The organism is Caulobacter sp. UNC358MFTsu5.1, assembly GCF_000712075.1.
Taxonomy (GTDB): domain Bacteria; phylum Pseudomonadota; class Alphaproteobacteria; order Caulobacterales; family Caulobacteraceae; genus Caulobacter.
The window spans coordinates 487,865-502,099 of record NZ_JONW01000005.1; the positions used below are offsets into that span (position 1 = coordinate 487,865).

Here is a 14,235-nt window from a genome sequence, read left to right on the forward strand (position 1 = left end):
CTCCTGGTCCTAGAAGGCGAGGGAGAAGTCCGAGACGAGGGTGAAGCCGTTCGCGCCGACCGGGACGGGATAGGCCGTGTAGCCGACGGGAGAACGGTCGGTGTAGAGCCCCATCACGTTGACCCGCAGGTCCCGACGCTGGAACGGGTAGTAGTTGACGCCCAGGGCGACGTCGTAGGGGTCGCCGTAGCCGCCGTAGATCTTGGAGCCCGACAGATAGAGCATCAGGGTCTTGGGGATCAGCATGGCCGAGGCCTGGAGCTGGAAGCCGGTGTCGTGCAGGTCGGTGACCGGGACGATCCCGTTGACCTTGAAGTTGTCCAGCCAGCGCGAATAGTACTCGAACTCCAGCGCATAGCCCCGGTGCTTCACCGCCGCGTCCAGGGCCACCATCTGGTAGCGCGCCTCGGTGATCCGGCCCGGCGTGCCGAAGGCTTCGTTGGCGAACAACAGGGTGCCGTCGGACAGCCGCAGCTGGGTGTTCTCGATGGACTCGGTATTGGGTTGCGACTGCGGCGTCTCGGTGCTGCGCGTGTAGTGGACGCTGAACAGGGTCGCGACCTTGTCGTGGTTTTCCGGATCGCCGAAGCCGTTGGCCGGGCCGAACTCTCCGGTGGTCGGCATCCAGGTCAGGGCGCCCGACCAGGTGTTGGGCTTGGCGTCCAGCTGGCCGGCGTTGACCCCCAAGGCGCTCAGGTTGTTGGCCACCATCACCCGGTATTCCAGGCCCTTGGCCAGCTTGCCGTCGGCCCAGATGCCCTGGGTGTACGATCCCCGGAAGAACTCGTCGGCGATCGGCCGGTTGTCGTTGCGCAGCCAGTACGGGAAGGTCCGGTTGGTCGAACGCGTCGACGGCACCGACTGGATGCCGAAATAGACCCGCAGGGCGTCGTTGAATTTCCAATTGAGGTTGCCGGCCAGCACCACCTGGGCGCCCAGGCCCTGGGCGGTCTGCGAGGTCCAGGCATAGGCGTTGTAGCCGAACCGCGGATCGAACAGCCAGCCGCGCACGGTGATCTGCACCTTGGCCAGCTGGAAGTCCTCGCGCGGTGTGACGGTCTTGGTCCGCCCGAAGGCGTCCACATAGGATTTGTCCAGCTGGTGCTGGTTCAGGTAGCGCAGGTAGCTGACCAGGCCCAGGTCGACCTCGCCGATGTCGGAGCGCATCAGGATCAGGCCCTTGCCGGGCTCGAAGCCGCCCCAGCGCGCCGGCGGGGCGGCGTCCTCGGCCGCTCGGGTCGGCAGCCGCACGATGTCGTCGGACGCGGCCGTCGTCGTGGCGACCGGCGCCGTCGGCGGCGGGGCGCCCGCGGCCCAGGAGAGCTGGGCGTCCAGGGCGTCGATGCGCTTGGCCCGCGCGGCCTCGGCCGCCTTGGCCGCCTCGTTCTCGGACCTCAGGGCCTGGAGCTCGCGGCGCATGGCCGCCAGGTCCTCGGCGCTGGCGACCGGCGGCGGCGGCGGCGCCGTGGCCTGGAGCTCCTGGGCCAGGACGGGGCTCGCCGCGCCCGCCAGCACCAGGCCGGCCGCGGCGCAGGCGAGGGAGGACGCCGGGCCCAGCCGGGTCCGACGCCGATACGCAAAGCGTGGCATGAACTTCACCTCGGACCGATCAGGTCGGCTTGGCTTCGTACGGATTGCCGCCCAGGGCGTTCGAGATGTCGATGATCGCCTTCTGGCCGCGCACGCTGTTGCCGGCGGCGTCGAGCGGCGGCGAGAAGGTGCCGACCCCGAACTTGCCCGGCGACACGGCGATCAGCCCGCCGCCCACGCCGCTCTTGGCGGGCAGGCCGGTGTGGAACAGCCACTTGCCGCTGTCGTCGTAGAGCCCGGCGGTCGCCATCACCGCCAGGAGGCGGGAAACGTGCTTGGGGTCGATCACCTGCTTCTTGGTGATCGGGTTCTTGCCGCCGTTGGCCAGAGTGGCGGCCATGTTGCCCAGGTCCTTGGCGTTGACGGCGATGGCGCACTGGCGCGTGTAGATGTCGGTGGCCACGGCCGGGTCGCTCTTGAACCGTTCGTAGGCCCACATCAGGGCGCCGATGGCCCGGTTGCGCTGGTTGGTGTCGGCCTCGGACTTGTAGACCTCCTCGTCGACCGACAGCTGGCGGCCGGCGAAGTCGGAATGCAGGGCCAGGATCTTCTTCCAGACCTCGTCGGGCGTGCCCTTGACCATGCCGGTGGTGGCGATGGCGCCGGGATTGACCAGGGGGTTCATCTCCTTGCCGCGGTATTGCTCGACCGCGACGATCGAGTTGAACACCTGGCCGGTGGCGTCCACCCCGATGCTGTTCTCGATCAGGTCCTCACCGGATTCCTGGAACACCAGGGCCAGGGTGAAGACCTTGGAGATCGACTGGATCGAGAAGGTCGGCTCGATGTCGCCGGCGGTGGCCAGCGCCCCCTGGGGCGTGGCCAGGGCGATGCCGAAATAGTTCGACGGCACCTTGGCGAGCGCGGGGATGTAGTCGGCGTTCTTGCCTTCCTGCAGCCCCTTGTACTTGTCGTAGGCGGCCTTGACCGCCGCGGCGGCGGCGCCCGAGGCCTGGGCCTGAGCGGGCGGAGCCGCGGCCAGGCCGGCGCCGGCGGTCAGGCCGAAACCCAGGACGGCGAGACCCCTGGCGAGGTCGCGGCGGGAAGCGTTGGTCTGCATCATCGGATCGTCTCCCGTGAGCCGCCTAGCGGAAATCTTTGCTGGAGAAGCTGTACTTGAACGACACCTGCACCCGCAGGTCGTCGCCCTTGTTGTCGTTGAAGTCCTTGCGCTCGCCCCACAGCAGCTCGCCGCCGATCAGGATCCGCGGGTCGGGCGTGTAGAGCAGGTTGGCCGAGGCGTACTGGCCGTACGTGTAGGCCGTGGCTTCCTGGAAATCGGTGTTGTCGACCTTGGTCATGCTCCAGCCGACCGAGCTGGACCATTGGTCGTTCCAGTAGTGGTCGTAGTAGGCCGTCAGGCCCAGCAGCGGCAGCACGTCGCCGCGCAGCGAGCCGGGCGGCACGGGGGTGGGCAGCGGCAGGGTGACGCCGGTCGCCGCTTCGGGGCCCATGTCGGTGCCGCCGTCGTTCATGTAGCTGGCGATACCTTCGCCGTAGACCACGCCCAGATGGACGACGTCCTTGGCTCCGACCTTGATGTTGGACGTGGCGTTCACGCCCCAGCCCAGCTTGGTGTTCTTGGGTTTGTTGTCGGTCGCGCCGACGGTTTCGTAGCCCACCCGCCGCAGGATGCCCGCCAGCTGCACGTGGCCCCAGTCGCCCTGGTAGCGATAGTGGCCGGTCAGGTCGGGCAGGCTCTCGTCGCCCCGGATGTTGGCGCCCAGCTCCGGAGAGACGGTGCGGATGTTGCCCGGATCGATGTCGTTGCCGGGCTTCTCGACCGCGATCGCGAACTGGCCCGGGCCTGAACCGAAGGTGTAGCGGATCTGCGGGTTGCGCAGGAACACCATCCCCGTCGGACCCCAGTACTCGATGGTGTTGGGGAAGATGTCGCCGTCCATGAACACGCTGTTGGTCTGGCCGGCCAGGACCGGGCCCCACTGACCGTAGGCGTGGCGCAGACGGAAGGTGGTCTGGCCGGCGTCGCCGCCGACCCCGAACAGGTCGAATTCGAACTGCACGAACAGCGGCTTGCCGGCGATGTCCTGCTGGGCCTTCACGCCGAACCGGCTCTGCTTGACGCTGATCGAGGTCTGGCCGTTGTCGCCGAACGTGCCTTGCGTCGTCGGGATCTTCGAGGGCCGCAGGGCGTCGTCCCAGGCCGGGTCCACGCGGTTGAAGTCCTGGGTGAAGTCGACCTGGGCGAAGCCGTAGACCTCGAAGTTCGGCGCGTCCTGGGCGTGAGCCGCCTGAACCATGCCGAGGCCGCCGACCAGCGCGGTCGCCATCAGCAATCGCGGCCCGAGCCGCCCGTGGAGAGTTCCCATCGTGTCGCCCCTATGTACTGGACCCGGTGACCGGCGCGGCTGATCCACGCGTCTCCGGCAGAGGCTAGAAGCGGCTCCGGAGCGAACGTATCCGGTGGGGACCTGATACGACCCGAGGTCGATTGCCCGTAACCCTCGCGCCTTTCGCGAGCGCCGGAACGGTCGGCGCGGCCGGGACGCGGGCCTCGGCTCGGGCGCCTGCGGCCCGGCGGCTGGGGTATCCGCCGGATGGCCCAGGCCCGCGGCCCACCCGACCGTGGGCGCCAACCTGGAGGCTTCCCATGACCCCCGCCCGCCCCCTCGACGCCGGAGACCTCGCCTGACCCTGGCGCTGCTCGTCGCGGCGGCGCTCGCCACGACGGAGGCGCCGGCCGAGGCGGCCCGACCTCCCGCGACGACGCCCTCCGCCGAACAGGCCCCGCAGCAGCCGCCGACGGCCGAGGACCAGGCCGAGGCGCCCCACGCCCTGCTGGTCGTGCCCCTGAAGCTGCTGTCGGTGCTGGACCAGGACTTCAGCCTGGGTCCGTGGACCTTCCGGGGCTACATCCAGCTCGACGGCGCGAACTACACCCAGCCCGCCGCCGGACCGCCGGAGACCGACTTCCGGCGCGGCGCCATCGGCAGCGGCGACACCCTGGACGCCCGGGCCCTGGCCGACGGCTCGTACCTGCGCAAGGCCCGCCTGGGCGGCGAGGGCCAGTGGGGCGAGAACCTGTCCTACCGGGCCATGTTCGACATCGGCGGCCGCGACGAGCACGGCGAGGCCCGCGTCGCCGAGGTCTGGGCCCGCTACAGCCGCTTCGCGCCCTGGGTGTTCATCGCCGGGGCCTATCCCCAGCTGACCAACATGGAGGATGCGACCAGCACCGACGCCAACCCGTTCCTGGAGCGGGCGACGGCCGCCAACCTGGCGCGCGGCCTGGGCGGCGGCGACGGCCGGCTGGGCGTGACCGTGCGGCGCGCGACCCGCAACTGGATGACTGCGGTCAGCCTGACGGGACCCGTCCTGCACGAGGACGACGAGACCTCGCCCAAGTCGGCGGTGATCGTGCGGACCTCGCGGGCCTTCTATCCGTCGGCGGACTCCAGCTACCACCTGGGCGGATCGCTGATCTACGTGCTATCGCCCGGCGACCCTCAGGACGGCCGGACGCCGGGGTTCGGCGTGCGGCTGCAGGCCACGCCGGAGGTGCGCGTCGACGACACGCCCCTGCTCGACACCGGCGACATCGTCGCCCACCACGTCCGGGTGCTGGGCCTGGAGTTCGCCGCGCGCCGCCGCAACCTGTTCCTGCAGGCCGAGGCCTTCCATTTCGCGGTCGAGCGCTCGTCCCGCGACCTCCCGCGCGACCCGCGCTTCTTCGGCTTCTACATCGAGGGCAGCTGGATGCTGACGGGCGAGGCGCGGCGCTTCGACCAGACGCGCGCGGTGTTCGGACGCCCCCTGACCCGGCGCCCCCTGCGGACCGGGGGCTGGGGCGCCTGGGAGCTGGCCGCGCGCTACAGCCGGATGGACGCCAATTCCTACGCCGGCGACCCCGGCGCGCCGCCCCCGCCCGGCGGGGTCCGGGGCGGCGACCAGGCCATCCTCAGCCTGGCGCTGAACTGGTACCCCTCCAACCGCATCCGCCTGATGCTGAACGCCATGCATGTGAAGGTGGACCGCCTGAACCCCGCCAGCCCCGCCGATCCCGAGCCTTTCGGCCCCGCCCCGACGACCCCGCCGGTCGGCGTCCAGATCGGCCAGACCCTGGACGTCGTGGCCATGCGCCTGCGTTACGCCTTCTGACGCGGTATGCGCCTGATACGCCGGCGCGGGGTGTACGGCGCCGGCCCGAGGGTTTTCCCCGATGGTGATCCCGGCCGTCATGGCGATGCTTGGCCGCAGCAGATCGAGGCCGAGAAAATGGATCGTCGACAGCTCATCCCGGCGGTGTTCCTGGCGTTCACCGTCGCCACCGCCGCACCGGCGCTGGCCGCCAAGCCCCCTCAGACCTGGGACGGCCTGATCCAGGTCAAGACCAAGGGCTTCGACCTGGTCTACCTGGCCCCGGGCGCGACCTTCACCGGCTACACCAAGATCAAGCTGGACCCCACCGAGGTCACCTTCGAGAAGAACTGGCGTCGCGACTACAACAGCCAGGGCCTCGGCGTTTCGCGGGACATTTCCGAGAAGGACGTCCAGAAGGCCATCACCCAGGGCGTCGCCGGCGCCAGCGAGATCTTCGCCGAGGAGTTCAACAAGGGCGGCTATCCGGTGGTCACCGAGGCCGGGCCCGACGTGCTGTGGCTGAGGACGGGCGTGCTCAACGTCCGCGTCTCGGCGCCGGACACCATGGACCCCGGCCGCACCTACAGCTTCGCCAACGACGCCGGCGAGGCGACCTACTTCATCGAGGTGCGGGACTCCCAGACCGGCGCCCTGCTGGGCCGCGCCGTCGACCGGCGCGTCGTCGGCGACAACACCTACGGACAGCGCAACCGCGTCACCAACCGCATGGACTTCCGGCGGGTGGTCGAGCGATGGGCCGAGCTGAGCCTTCGCGGCCTCAACGAACTGAAGGCGCGGTCGCCGATCAGCGACACCGGGCAACCGGCTCCAGCCCCGCCCAAGTAGCCGTTTGCAGTGGACGGCCCGCGCGCGGAGGCGGGCCTTGGACTTGCTTTCTGTCGGGAGAGGCCAGTGGAAGGACGCTTGAGATGTCCCATCGGCTCGACCAGACGCTGCCGCTGCTGTGGCCCCTGTTCGGCGGCCATCAGGGGATCGCGTCGCCCGCCCCGCCCGCCGCCCTCGGGCTGGCGGTGACCGGCATGCTGCGGCGGGCCAGATCGGCCCTCGCGCCGGTGCAGGCCTCGTTCGACTCCGTCCCGATGCTGAAGCCCGCCAGTCGCGCCGCCGCCAGGCTTCTGGCCACGGTCTCCAAGGCGCTGGTCCAGGAGACGGCCCTGATCAACGAGGCCGGCGTGGTGATCGCGGTCAATCCCGCCTGGAGGGACGCCGCGCGCCGCTCGGGCGCGTCGCGTCACGCCGGCCTGGGCGAGCCCTATCTGGACTTCTGCACGCGGATCAGCCCGGTCCTGGGACGGAGCGCGTTCCGCAACGGCGTCCAGGACCTGCTGAGCGGTCGCAGCTCCTCGTTCACCCACCACTACACGGTGACGGACAGCGAGCCGCCCCACCGCCGCCATGTGCGGATCAGCCCCCTGCCGTTCAGTCCCCAGCCGGCGTTCGTGGTGGTGCACGACGACCTGCCCCTGCCGAAGGCGCGGCCGTCGCCGGCGCGGGCCTGCGACCTGCTGGCGGCCCAGGAGGAGGAGCGCGTGCGCATCGCCATCGAGCTGCACGACTCCACCTGCCAGCACCTGGCGGCGCTCAACCTGTCGCTGGGACGCCTGCGCCCCCTGGTCTCGGGCGACAAGGCCGACGCGGTGCTGGACGACATGGAGACCTCGGTCGGCGAGGTGATGAAGGAGATCCGCGTCCTCTCCTACCTGATCAAGCCGGCGGGCCTCGCGCAGAACGGCCTGGCCCACGCGGTGCGCGGCTTCGTCAACGGCTTCGGGGCCCGCACCGGTCTCACCGCCAGCTTCCTGACCCGCGGCCCGGTCGACGCCGCCCCGCCGCCGGTCCAGCACGCGGCCTACCGCATCGTCCAGGAAGCGCTTTCCAACGTCTACCGCCACGCCGAAGCCCAGCACGCCGACGTCGAGCTGATCAGCCACGGCGGCGTCCTGACCGTCCGGGTCAGCGACGACGGCAAGGGCGTCGCGGCCCTGCTGCGGGGCGACGGCGCCGGCCTGGACTCCGGGGTCGGCATCGCGGGCATGCGCGCCCGCGCGGCCCAGCTGAAGGGGCGGATCGAGATCACCTGCCCCGGAACCGGCACGGTCGTGGTCGCCGTCCTGCCCGCCGGGGCCGGTACGGTGCGCTTCCCGGCGTCGTCGCCGCGAGCCGGCAAGCCCGGGCGGCTCCGCCCTCGACGTCAGGGTAATCACGGATCGTCACGGCCTCCGCCGGGCGCGAGTTTGAACCGTCCGCCCTCCTCCCCTCAGACGGCGGACTAGGAGGTTTCCAGACCTCCTTACTGGGCCCCGCACGCGTGCGGGGCCGTTCTTTGAGACCCTCAGGGAGAGCCAAGGATGGCCCGTCGGCCCGACGCCAACGACAACGCCGAAACCTCGGCCGGGGCCAGGCTGGTCGAGACGGTCACGGCCGTCGTCCTGTCCGTCGCCGGACTGATGGCGTCGTGGGCCAGCCACCAGGGCGCGATCTGGAACGGCATGCAGAGCGTGCATTTCGGCCGGGCGAACTTCGAACGCGGCGCCGCCTCGCGGGCCCGGTTCGAAGGCGACATGGTCCGCTCGGTGCAGATCGACCTGTTCAGCGACTGGATCGAGGCCAAGAGCCGGGGCAACGACGCCCTGGCCCAGTTCTACCGCACCCGCATGCCGGCCAACTTCCACGACCAGTTCGAGGCCTGGCTGGCCACCCGCCCGCTGGACGACCCCAAGGCCCCGCCGACCCCGTTCGCCATGACCGGCTACCGCACGCCGGGCTTCGAAGAGGCCGAACGCGCCGAGAAGGAGGCCGAGACCCAGTTCGCCTTGGGCGAGGCGGCCAGCCGCACCTCCTACGCCTACAACCGCGCGGGCGTGGTGCTGGCCACGGCGATGTTCTTCGGCGGCATCGGCCAGGTCTTCCGCCAGACCTCGGTGCGCTTCACCCTGGCGGCCGTGTCGATCGTGACCTGGCTGATCGGCCTGCAGATGCTGCTGACCATCCCGACCTCGACCGACGCGTTCTCGCTGAAGGCGATCCTGGGACCGCCGCCGGCGTCCGCCCCGCCGCCCGCCCCGCCGCCCTAGGGCTGGGTCGGCGGCGGGTTGGTCGGCGTCGGAGTCGGCGTGGGCGCCGACGAGGTCGTCTTGCCCGGGGCTGCGGCCTTGCCCTCCGCCGAGGCCGGGTCGGGCACGTTGACGTAGACGATCGTGTCGCCCTCGTAGCGCGGCTCCAGATAGTAGCCGTCGCAGCGGTAGTAGGAGTGGCCGTAATACGGATAGCCCCCGCATCCGGCCGGCAGCGAATAGTAGGCCGCCCCGTAATAGGGATAGGGCGTCAGGGCCGCCGCGGTCACCGCCGCCGTGGCGCCGATCACCATCCCGGCCGCGATCGGGTGATAGAAGCCGTCGTCCCAGCCGCCCCAGCCGTCATCGATGTTGATGTTGGTGTTGTTGTTGATGTTGGTGTTGCGGTCGCCGCCGCCGATGGTGTTGTCGCCGCGGTCGGGACGGTCGCCGCGATCCCCCCTGTCGCCGCGATCCCCCCGGTCGCCCCGGCCGCCGTCTCCGCGATCGCCCCGGCCGCCCGCATCGGTGCGACCGCCGGCCGCCGCCCGATCGCCCGTGGACGGCCGCGAGCCGGTGGACGGCCTTGAGCCGGCGCCGGCCCCGCTTCCCAGCCCGGACCCGCCGCTGGGCCGTTGGGCCGCGCCGCCGCCCAGGCCGCCGCCCGCCCCCGCCCCCGCCCCGGTGCTGGGACGCGTCCCCGCGCTGGGACGCGAGCCGGTGGACGGCCGGCTGAAGCTGCTGCCCGAGGACGAACCCCGGTTGTAGCTGGACCGGCTGCCGCCGCCGAACGACGAGGAGCCGCCGCCGCGGCTGAAGCCCCCGCCGCCGCCTCGGCTCATGCTGCTCATGCCGCCGCCGCGCGCGCCGCCACCGCGGCCGCCGCCCCGCCCCGCGTCGGCGGCGTCGACATAGATGATCATCGAGGCCGCGACGCCGGCCGTGATGGCGATCACATGGGGGATACGGACTTTCATGGCGTGCTCCCGGTATCGGTCTCGAGCGTACTCATGCGGATGGATTTGGCGTTGGGACCGGCCTTGAACGTGAAGGTGTCGGCCGGGAAGGTCGGGTTCAGGGTCCAGGCCAGCCGCGCCACATAGGCGGGCTGCTCGGCCTGGGAGCGATCGACGATCAGCAGCTTGCGCGGCAGCGGGCGGTCGCCCTGCTCGATCCACACCGACCAGTCCACCTCGCCCTGGCGGAAGGCGTACTGGTTGGTGAGCACCCCGTCGATCGTGGCGGGGCCCACCAGGAAGCCGCTGCTCAGGTCCTCGGCCCGCCGGCTCTTGGTGTCGTTCCAGCGGAACAGGTCCTCCAGCGGCAGGGCCAGGCCGAATTGGTCCCACAGGACGTCCAGCGTCTTGATGATGGTGTCCGGCGCGGGGACCGTCGCGTAGTAGTCGTGCCGGGGCGAGAACACCGTGAACGACTTGCCGTCGTAGAAGAAGCTGCGCGTCTTCATGTCGGTGACGACGTCGATGACGAAGCCGTTGGGGCGACGCACCTTGTAGTGGGCCGACCCGTCGATCTGCACGCGCTGTCCGATCTCGGTGATGACGTCGACGGTGGTCTGGGTCTTGATCTCGAAGCTGGACAGCGTGCCGAGATAGGCGCTCATCCGCTCCAGCGCCTGGCGCGCCTCGGGCTCGACCGTCGGCGTCGCCGGCCCGGTGTTCGGCGTCGCCGCCGGCGCGGCGGCGGGCTTCGGCGCCGCGGGGGCTAGCATCGCCTGGGCGAGGGTCAGGGAGGGTAAGGCCGCCGCCGCGACGCTCAGGACGCAGCAGGCGACGAAGGGCAGTGGTCTCACGACGGAGTCCTCCTGTTTGGCTTAAGACTTTCGGACGACGCGCCCCCCGGCCTGGAGCCGTCCACGTCCAGGTCCACGATCTCGATCGGCGGCATGCGCCAGGCGCCGGACAGGGCCTCGCCGCGGGGCGCGTAGAGCCGCATGATCAGGCACATCTCGCCGTGCGGGGCGGACAGCCAGTTGCCCAGGTCGCCCGGGGCGGGCGGCAGGTCGTGGATGATCAGGCTCAGCGCGCCGTCGTCGTCGGGGCTGAGGTCGTTGCGGTCGCCGATCCCGTGCCGCTTGTCCCCCGAGGCGGTCGGGCGGGTGTGCAGTCGCCAGAACCCGCGCACCGGCGGCAGGCCGTCGGGCGGGAAGCGCAGGCGCGAGCTGCGGTCGCCGCGCAGCGGACGGCCGTGGCCGTCGTGCTCGCAGACCAGGGTCAGCAGTTCCTCGCGGGCGGGGGCGCCGAGGCTGGAATAGGCGCGGCCGGCCTGGGCCAGGGACGCGCCGGACTCGTCGTGCTGCGGCACGGCCACCGCGTGCCAGCCGATGCCCCGGCTCTCCGAGATCGCGGCCGTCGCGGCCCGGATCGCGGCCAGGCCGTCGGCGAAGCCCAGCTCCAGGGCCTCGGCCAAGTCCGGCGACCAGCTGGAAACCGGCGGCGGTCCGTCCAGGTCGCGGCGGAACTGGTCGATCAGGGGTCGCACCGACCGCTCGAAGCCGATCGGGGCGCGGTCCAGCACCGAGTCCAGGCGATGGAAGAACACGGCCGGCCCCAGCTCGATCACCTGCCGAAGGCTGGAGACGGCCGGCGGCTCCAGGCTGGTGACGTGGTCGGTGCGATGCTCGGCCCGCCGCCCCAGCGAGCTGACGTGCTGGTTCCGGGAGACGGCCTCGGCCTCGGGGCGGTCCAGCGGCGAATGGGCGTGGATGCGGCTGACCGCCCAGCAGGCGTCGCTGGGCGCGCGGCGGGCCAGGTGGGTGTGCGGGACCTCGCCGCTCCAGCGCGGGCCGACCACCGCGACGTCCACGCCGTCGTCGTTGTCCGTGCGGGTCCCCAGGCTGGCGAACGGCTCGCCGGCGGTGTCGATCAGGGTGAGGTCGAAATGCCGCCCGTGGGTGTGCGGCAGGTGCAGCACCACGGGGCCGTCGGTCAGGTCGATCCAGGCGCTGGCGATGACGATGCGGGGGTCGTCCTCCAGCAGCCCCGGCGCCAGGTCCGCGCCGTCGGGCGGCAGCAGGTGGAACTGCTGCAGCGCGACGGGATGGACCCGCCGCACCGCGTCGACCAGGAACAGAGGGAAGCACAGCGAAAACACGTTGGCCGCGATCGCGCGGGTGGTGTTCTGGCCTCGCGGCTTGAAAATCTGCTTGGTCACCGATCGCCTCCGCACACGCGAAGTGTTTCGAGATCACGGCGAGGGGGGTATCAGGCCGAACCCGGAGGCGACCCTGGCGCCGACCTAGGCCTGGATCATTTTGTGCTTTATCGCGAAGCGGACGAACGCCGCCGCGGTCCGCACCCCGGCCTTGCGCATGCCCGCCGCCCGATGGCTCTCCACGGTCTTGATGCTGATCTTCAACTGGCGGGCGATCTCCTTGTTGACCTTGCCCTCGGCGATCAGCTGGGCGACCTCCAGCTCGCGGGTGGTGAAGCTCTCCAGCCGCGATTTCTTGCGTTCGTTCAGCGCGGCGTAGAGCAGCAGCTCCGAGACCGGCGACGAGAAGTACAGGCGGTTGACGTGCAGGGCCGAGATCGCGCCCTCCAGGTTGGTCCCGGTGTCGGACTTCAGGACATAGCCCCGCGCCCCCGCCGCCAGGGCGCTGCTGACCGTCTCGTCGTCGTCGTGCATCGTGAACAGCAGGACGCGGATCTTGGGGCACTCCTTCTGCAGGAGGCGCGTCAGGGCCACCCCGTTCAGGATCGGCAGCGACACGTCGAGGATGGCCACATCGGGTTTTTCCTGGAGGGCCAGTTCCAGGGCCTGCTGGCCGTCGGAGGCCTCGGCGCAGACCATCCAGCCGGGATGGTCCTCGATGACGTTTCGAACACCTCGACGGACCAGCTCGTGGTCGTCGGCAATCAGAATACGCAGCATCCTCGCCCCTCCCTGTGGACAAGCGCCGCGCTCGACCGAAGCCGCGCGCGACCGCCGGCAGGACAGGGGGACAGGCCCGCTCACGCGGTCGCCTTCGCGAAACCTCGCCCCTCAACGCCCCTCAACACCAACGCGGACCATGACGAGGGTTTCTCCGGATCGATCGTCCCTTCGACGAAGGGACTCCCCCCGCACGAACAGCGCCCAACCGTTCGTTTCAATGCTGAAACAGACACCCAAAGGTGGTGGAGCGCCATCCGCATAAACCTCCAGCGTCTCTCAGGTGTTCACCCAAGGGGCATCTAGGTCCCCGCGGCGCATGATGGGGCGAAATCGGAGGCTCCCCGTGCCATCGACCGCCCTGCTCGTCCCCCTGCTGGCCCTTGCCCTCGCCGACCCTCCGACGAGCGACGCCTTGATCCTGCGATGCCGGATCGACAGCGCGACCCAGACCACGCGGACCTTCCGCGTCGCGCCCCGGCTGCTGCAGGAATGGAAGCCGGCCGAGAAGCGGTTCGGACCCAATCTGTGCGAGGTCTTCAGCTGCACGGCGGATCGCGCCAAGCTCGAGGGCGTCATCGCCTCGGCCTCGCTGATCCTGACGCTCAGCGTCGACCGGGCCAGCGGGCGGGGATCGTGGAAGACGGTCGGCGCCTCGGGCCTGAAGCAGACCACCGGCCCCTGCGCCGTGGAGCGCGAGAAGCCGGCGCCGAAGCCCGCCGGCGCGCCCTAGCAGGCGTCGAGCCCCGCCGCCCGGAAGACGCCGATCGCCGCCGCGACCTGCTGGGCCGACGGCGGCTGCGTGGCCTCCAGGTCGTAGTCCAATCCCAGCCGGGCCCACTTGAAGGCCCCCATCTGGTGGAAGGGCAGCACCTCGACCCGCTGGACCACGCCCAGGCCGGCGGCGTAGTCGGCCAGGGCGGCCATCTCGCCGGGGACGTCGGTCAGGCCCGGGACCAGCACGAACCGCAGCCACATCGGGCGCTTCAGGCGGGCCAGGCGCTCGCCGAAGGCGATGACGCGGGCATTGTCGACCACGCCGGTGACCCGCTCGTGCTGCGCCGGCGTGAAGCCCTTCATGTCCAGGATCACCAGGTCGATGTTCGACAGCTCCTCGTCCGACAGGCGTTCGGCGTAGAACCCATTGGTCTCGATCGCCGTGTGCACGCGCATGGCCTTGGCCGCGGCGAACAGGCGGGCGACGAAGCGGGCCTGCATCAGGGGTTCGCCCCCCGACAGGGTCAGCCCCCCGCCCATCACCTTCAGGCCGTTGGCGTAGGTCCGCAGTTCCTCCACGGCCCGCTCGAACGGCACGGGCAGGCCGTTGGTCAGCGTCCAGGTGTCGGGGTTGTGGCAGAAGCGGCAGCGGAACATGCAGCCCGCCAGCCAGGCCACCAGCCGGATCCCCGGCCCGTCCACCGCCGAGCCGGTGGTGAACGAGTGCAGAAAGCCGATCTCGCCCGTGGCCAGGCCCGTGCGGATGTTCATCTCCGGCACCTGCCGGCTGAGCCCGACCCGCAGCTCGAACTCGTTGGCGGCCTCCAGGGCCGGCGCCTTGTCCTGGCCCGCCTCCGCCACG

General features: G+C 70.9%; 13 protein-coding genes. 5 read left to right on the plus strand and 8 right to left on the minus strand.

Features of this window, described 5'->3' with window-relative positions:
* Positions 1–9: 9 nt before the first annotated feature.
* Genes BR39_RS0104275 through BR39_RS0104285 form a run of 3 tightly spaced genes read right to left on the minus strand, consistent with a single transcriptional unit; the run spans position 10 to position 3,881 of the window.
* Entirely contained in the window at positions 10–1,590 is a 1,581-nt protein-coding gene (locus BR39_RS0104275; protein WP_197026637.1) for a hypothetical protein, read from the minus strand.
* A gap of 19 nt (positions 1,591–1,609) precedes the next feature.
* Positions 1,610–2,653 (minus strand): glutaminase A, encoded by a 1,044-nt coding sequence (gene glsA, locus BR39_RS0104280; RefSeq protein WP_197026638.1) that lies wholly within the window; start codon positions 2,651–2,653, stop codon positions 1,610–1,612.
* A gap of 22 nt (positions 2,654–2,675) precedes the next feature.
* On the minus strand, positions 2,676–3,881 hold the full coding sequence (locus BR39_RS0104285) for a DcaP family trimeric outer membrane transporter (protein ID WP_197026639.1): 1,206 nt from the start codon (positions 3,879–3,881) through the stop codon (positions 2,676–2,678).
* A gap of 295 nt (positions 3,882–4,176) precedes the next feature.
* On the opposite strand from BR39_RS0104285, the gene BR39_RS0104290 reads away from it, so the two are divergent.
* From BR39_RS0104290 to BR39_RS0104305, 4 genes are all read left to right on the plus strand, one after another.
* Complete coding sequence (locus BR39_RS0104290; protein WP_029908058.1) at positions 4,177–5,709, plus strand: OprO/OprP family phosphate-selective porin; 1,533 nt, start codon at positions 4,177–4,179, stop codon at positions 5,707–5,709.
* 117 nt (positions 5,710–5,826) lie between these two features.
* Positions 5,827–6,537: a DUF3313 family protein gene (locus BR39_RS0104295; protein ID WP_035018150.1), complete on the plus strand. Its 711-nt coding sequence runs from the start codon at positions 5,827–5,829 to the stop codon at positions 6,535–6,537.
* Between the two features lie 83 nt (positions 6,538–6,620).
* Positions 6,621–7,985 carry a sensor histidine kinase gene (locus BR39_RS25650; protein ID WP_051695157.1) on the plus strand — a complete coding sequence of 455 codons (1,365 nt, stop codon included), beginning with the start codon at positions 6,621–6,623 and terminating at the stop codon, positions 7,983–7,985.
* A gap of 75 nt (positions 7,986–8,060) precedes the next feature.
* Positions 8,061–8,786: a hypothetical protein gene (locus tag BR39_RS0104305; RefSeq protein ID WP_051695160.1), complete on the plus strand. Its 726-nt coding sequence runs from the start codon at positions 8,061–8,063 to the stop codon at positions 8,784–8,786.
* Here BR39_RS0104305 and BR39_RS25655 read toward each other — a convergent pair.
* From BR39_RS25655 to BR39_RS0104325, 4 genes are all read right to left on the minus strand, one after another.
* A complete protein-coding gene (locus BR39_RS25655) occupies positions 8,783–9,742 on the minus strand; it encodes a hypothetical protein (protein ID WP_051695162.1) in 960 nt (319 codons plus the stop codon). The two genes, BR39_RS0104305 and BR39_RS25655, sit on opposite strands and share 4 nt — an antisense overlap.
* On the minus strand, positions 9,739–10,575 hold the full coding sequence (locus BR39_RS0104315; RefSeq protein WP_051695165.1) for a DUF2092 domain-containing protein: 837 nt from the start codon (positions 10,573–10,575) through the stop codon (positions 9,739–9,741). The genes BR39_RS25655 and BR39_RS0104315 overlap by 4 nt, the downstream gene beginning before the upstream one ends.
* Complete coding sequence (locus BR39_RS0104320) at positions 10,572–11,936, minus strand: DUF1254 domain-containing protein (RefSeq protein ID WP_029908070.1); 1,365 nt, start codon at positions 11,934–11,936, stop codon at positions 10,572–10,574. Before BR39_RS0104320 ends, BR39_RS0104315 begins: the two co-directional genes overlap by 4 nt.
* A gap of 84 nt (positions 11,937–12,020) precedes the next feature.
* A complete protein-coding gene (locus tag BR39_RS0104325; RefSeq protein WP_029908072.1) occupies positions 12,021–12,656 on the minus strand; it encodes a response regulator transcription factor in 636 nt (211 codons plus the stop codon).
* Between the two features lie 346 nt (positions 12,657–13,002).
* On the opposite strand from BR39_RS0104325, the gene BR39_RS0104330 reads away from it, so the two are divergent.
* A complete protein-coding gene (locus BR39_RS0104330) occupies positions 13,003–13,389 on the plus strand; it encodes a hypothetical protein (RefSeq protein WP_029908074.1) in 387 nt (128 codons plus the stop codon).
* On the opposite strand, the gene pflA is transcribed toward BR39_RS0104330, so the two are convergent.
* Entirely contained in the window at positions 13,386–14,234 is an 849-nt protein-coding gene (pflA, locus tag BR39_RS0104335; RefSeq protein WP_081916522.1) for a pyruvate formate-lyase-activating protein, read from the minus strand. The two genes, BR39_RS0104330 and pflA, sit on opposite strands and share 4 nt — an antisense overlap.
* Between the last annotated feature and the right edge of the window lies 1 nt (position 14,235).

What these genes read in the sequence shown, in the direction of transcription:
- BR39_RS0104275 (WP_197026637.1), bottom strand. Translation starts at nt 1,590, where the DNA reads ATGCCACGCTTTGCGTATCGGCGTCGGACCCGGCTGGGCCCGGCGTCC.
- glsA (WP_197026638.1), bottom strand. Translation starts at nt 2,653, where the DNA reads ATGATGCAGACCAACGCTTCCCGCCGCGACCTCGCCAGGGGTCTCGCC.
- BR39_RS0104285 (WP_197026639.1), bottom strand. Translation starts at nt 3,881, where the DNA reads ATGGCGACCGCGCTGGTCGGCGGCCTCGGCATGGTTCAGGCGGCTCAC.
- BR39_RS0104295 (WP_035018150.1), top strand. Translation starts at nt 5,827, where the DNA reads ATGGATCGTCGACAGCTCATCCCGGCGGTGTTCCTGGCGTTCACCGTC.
- BR39_RS25650 (WP_051695157.1), top strand. Translation starts at nt 6,621, where the DNA reads ATGTCCCATCGGCTCGACCAGACGCTGCCGCTGCTGTGGCCCCTGTTC.
- BR39_RS0104305 (WP_051695160.1), top strand. Translation starts at nt 8,061, where the DNA reads ATGGCCCGTCGGCCCGACGCCAACGACAACGCCGAAACCTCGGCCGGG.
- BR39_RS25655 (WP_051695162.1), bottom strand. Translation starts at nt 9,742, where the DNA reads ATGAAAGTCCGTATCCCCCATGTGATCGCCATCACGGCCGGCGTCGCG.
- BR39_RS0104325 (WP_029908072.1), bottom strand. Translation starts at nt 12,656, where the DNA reads ATGCTGCGTATTCTGATTGCCGACGACCACGAGCTGGTCCGTCGAGGT.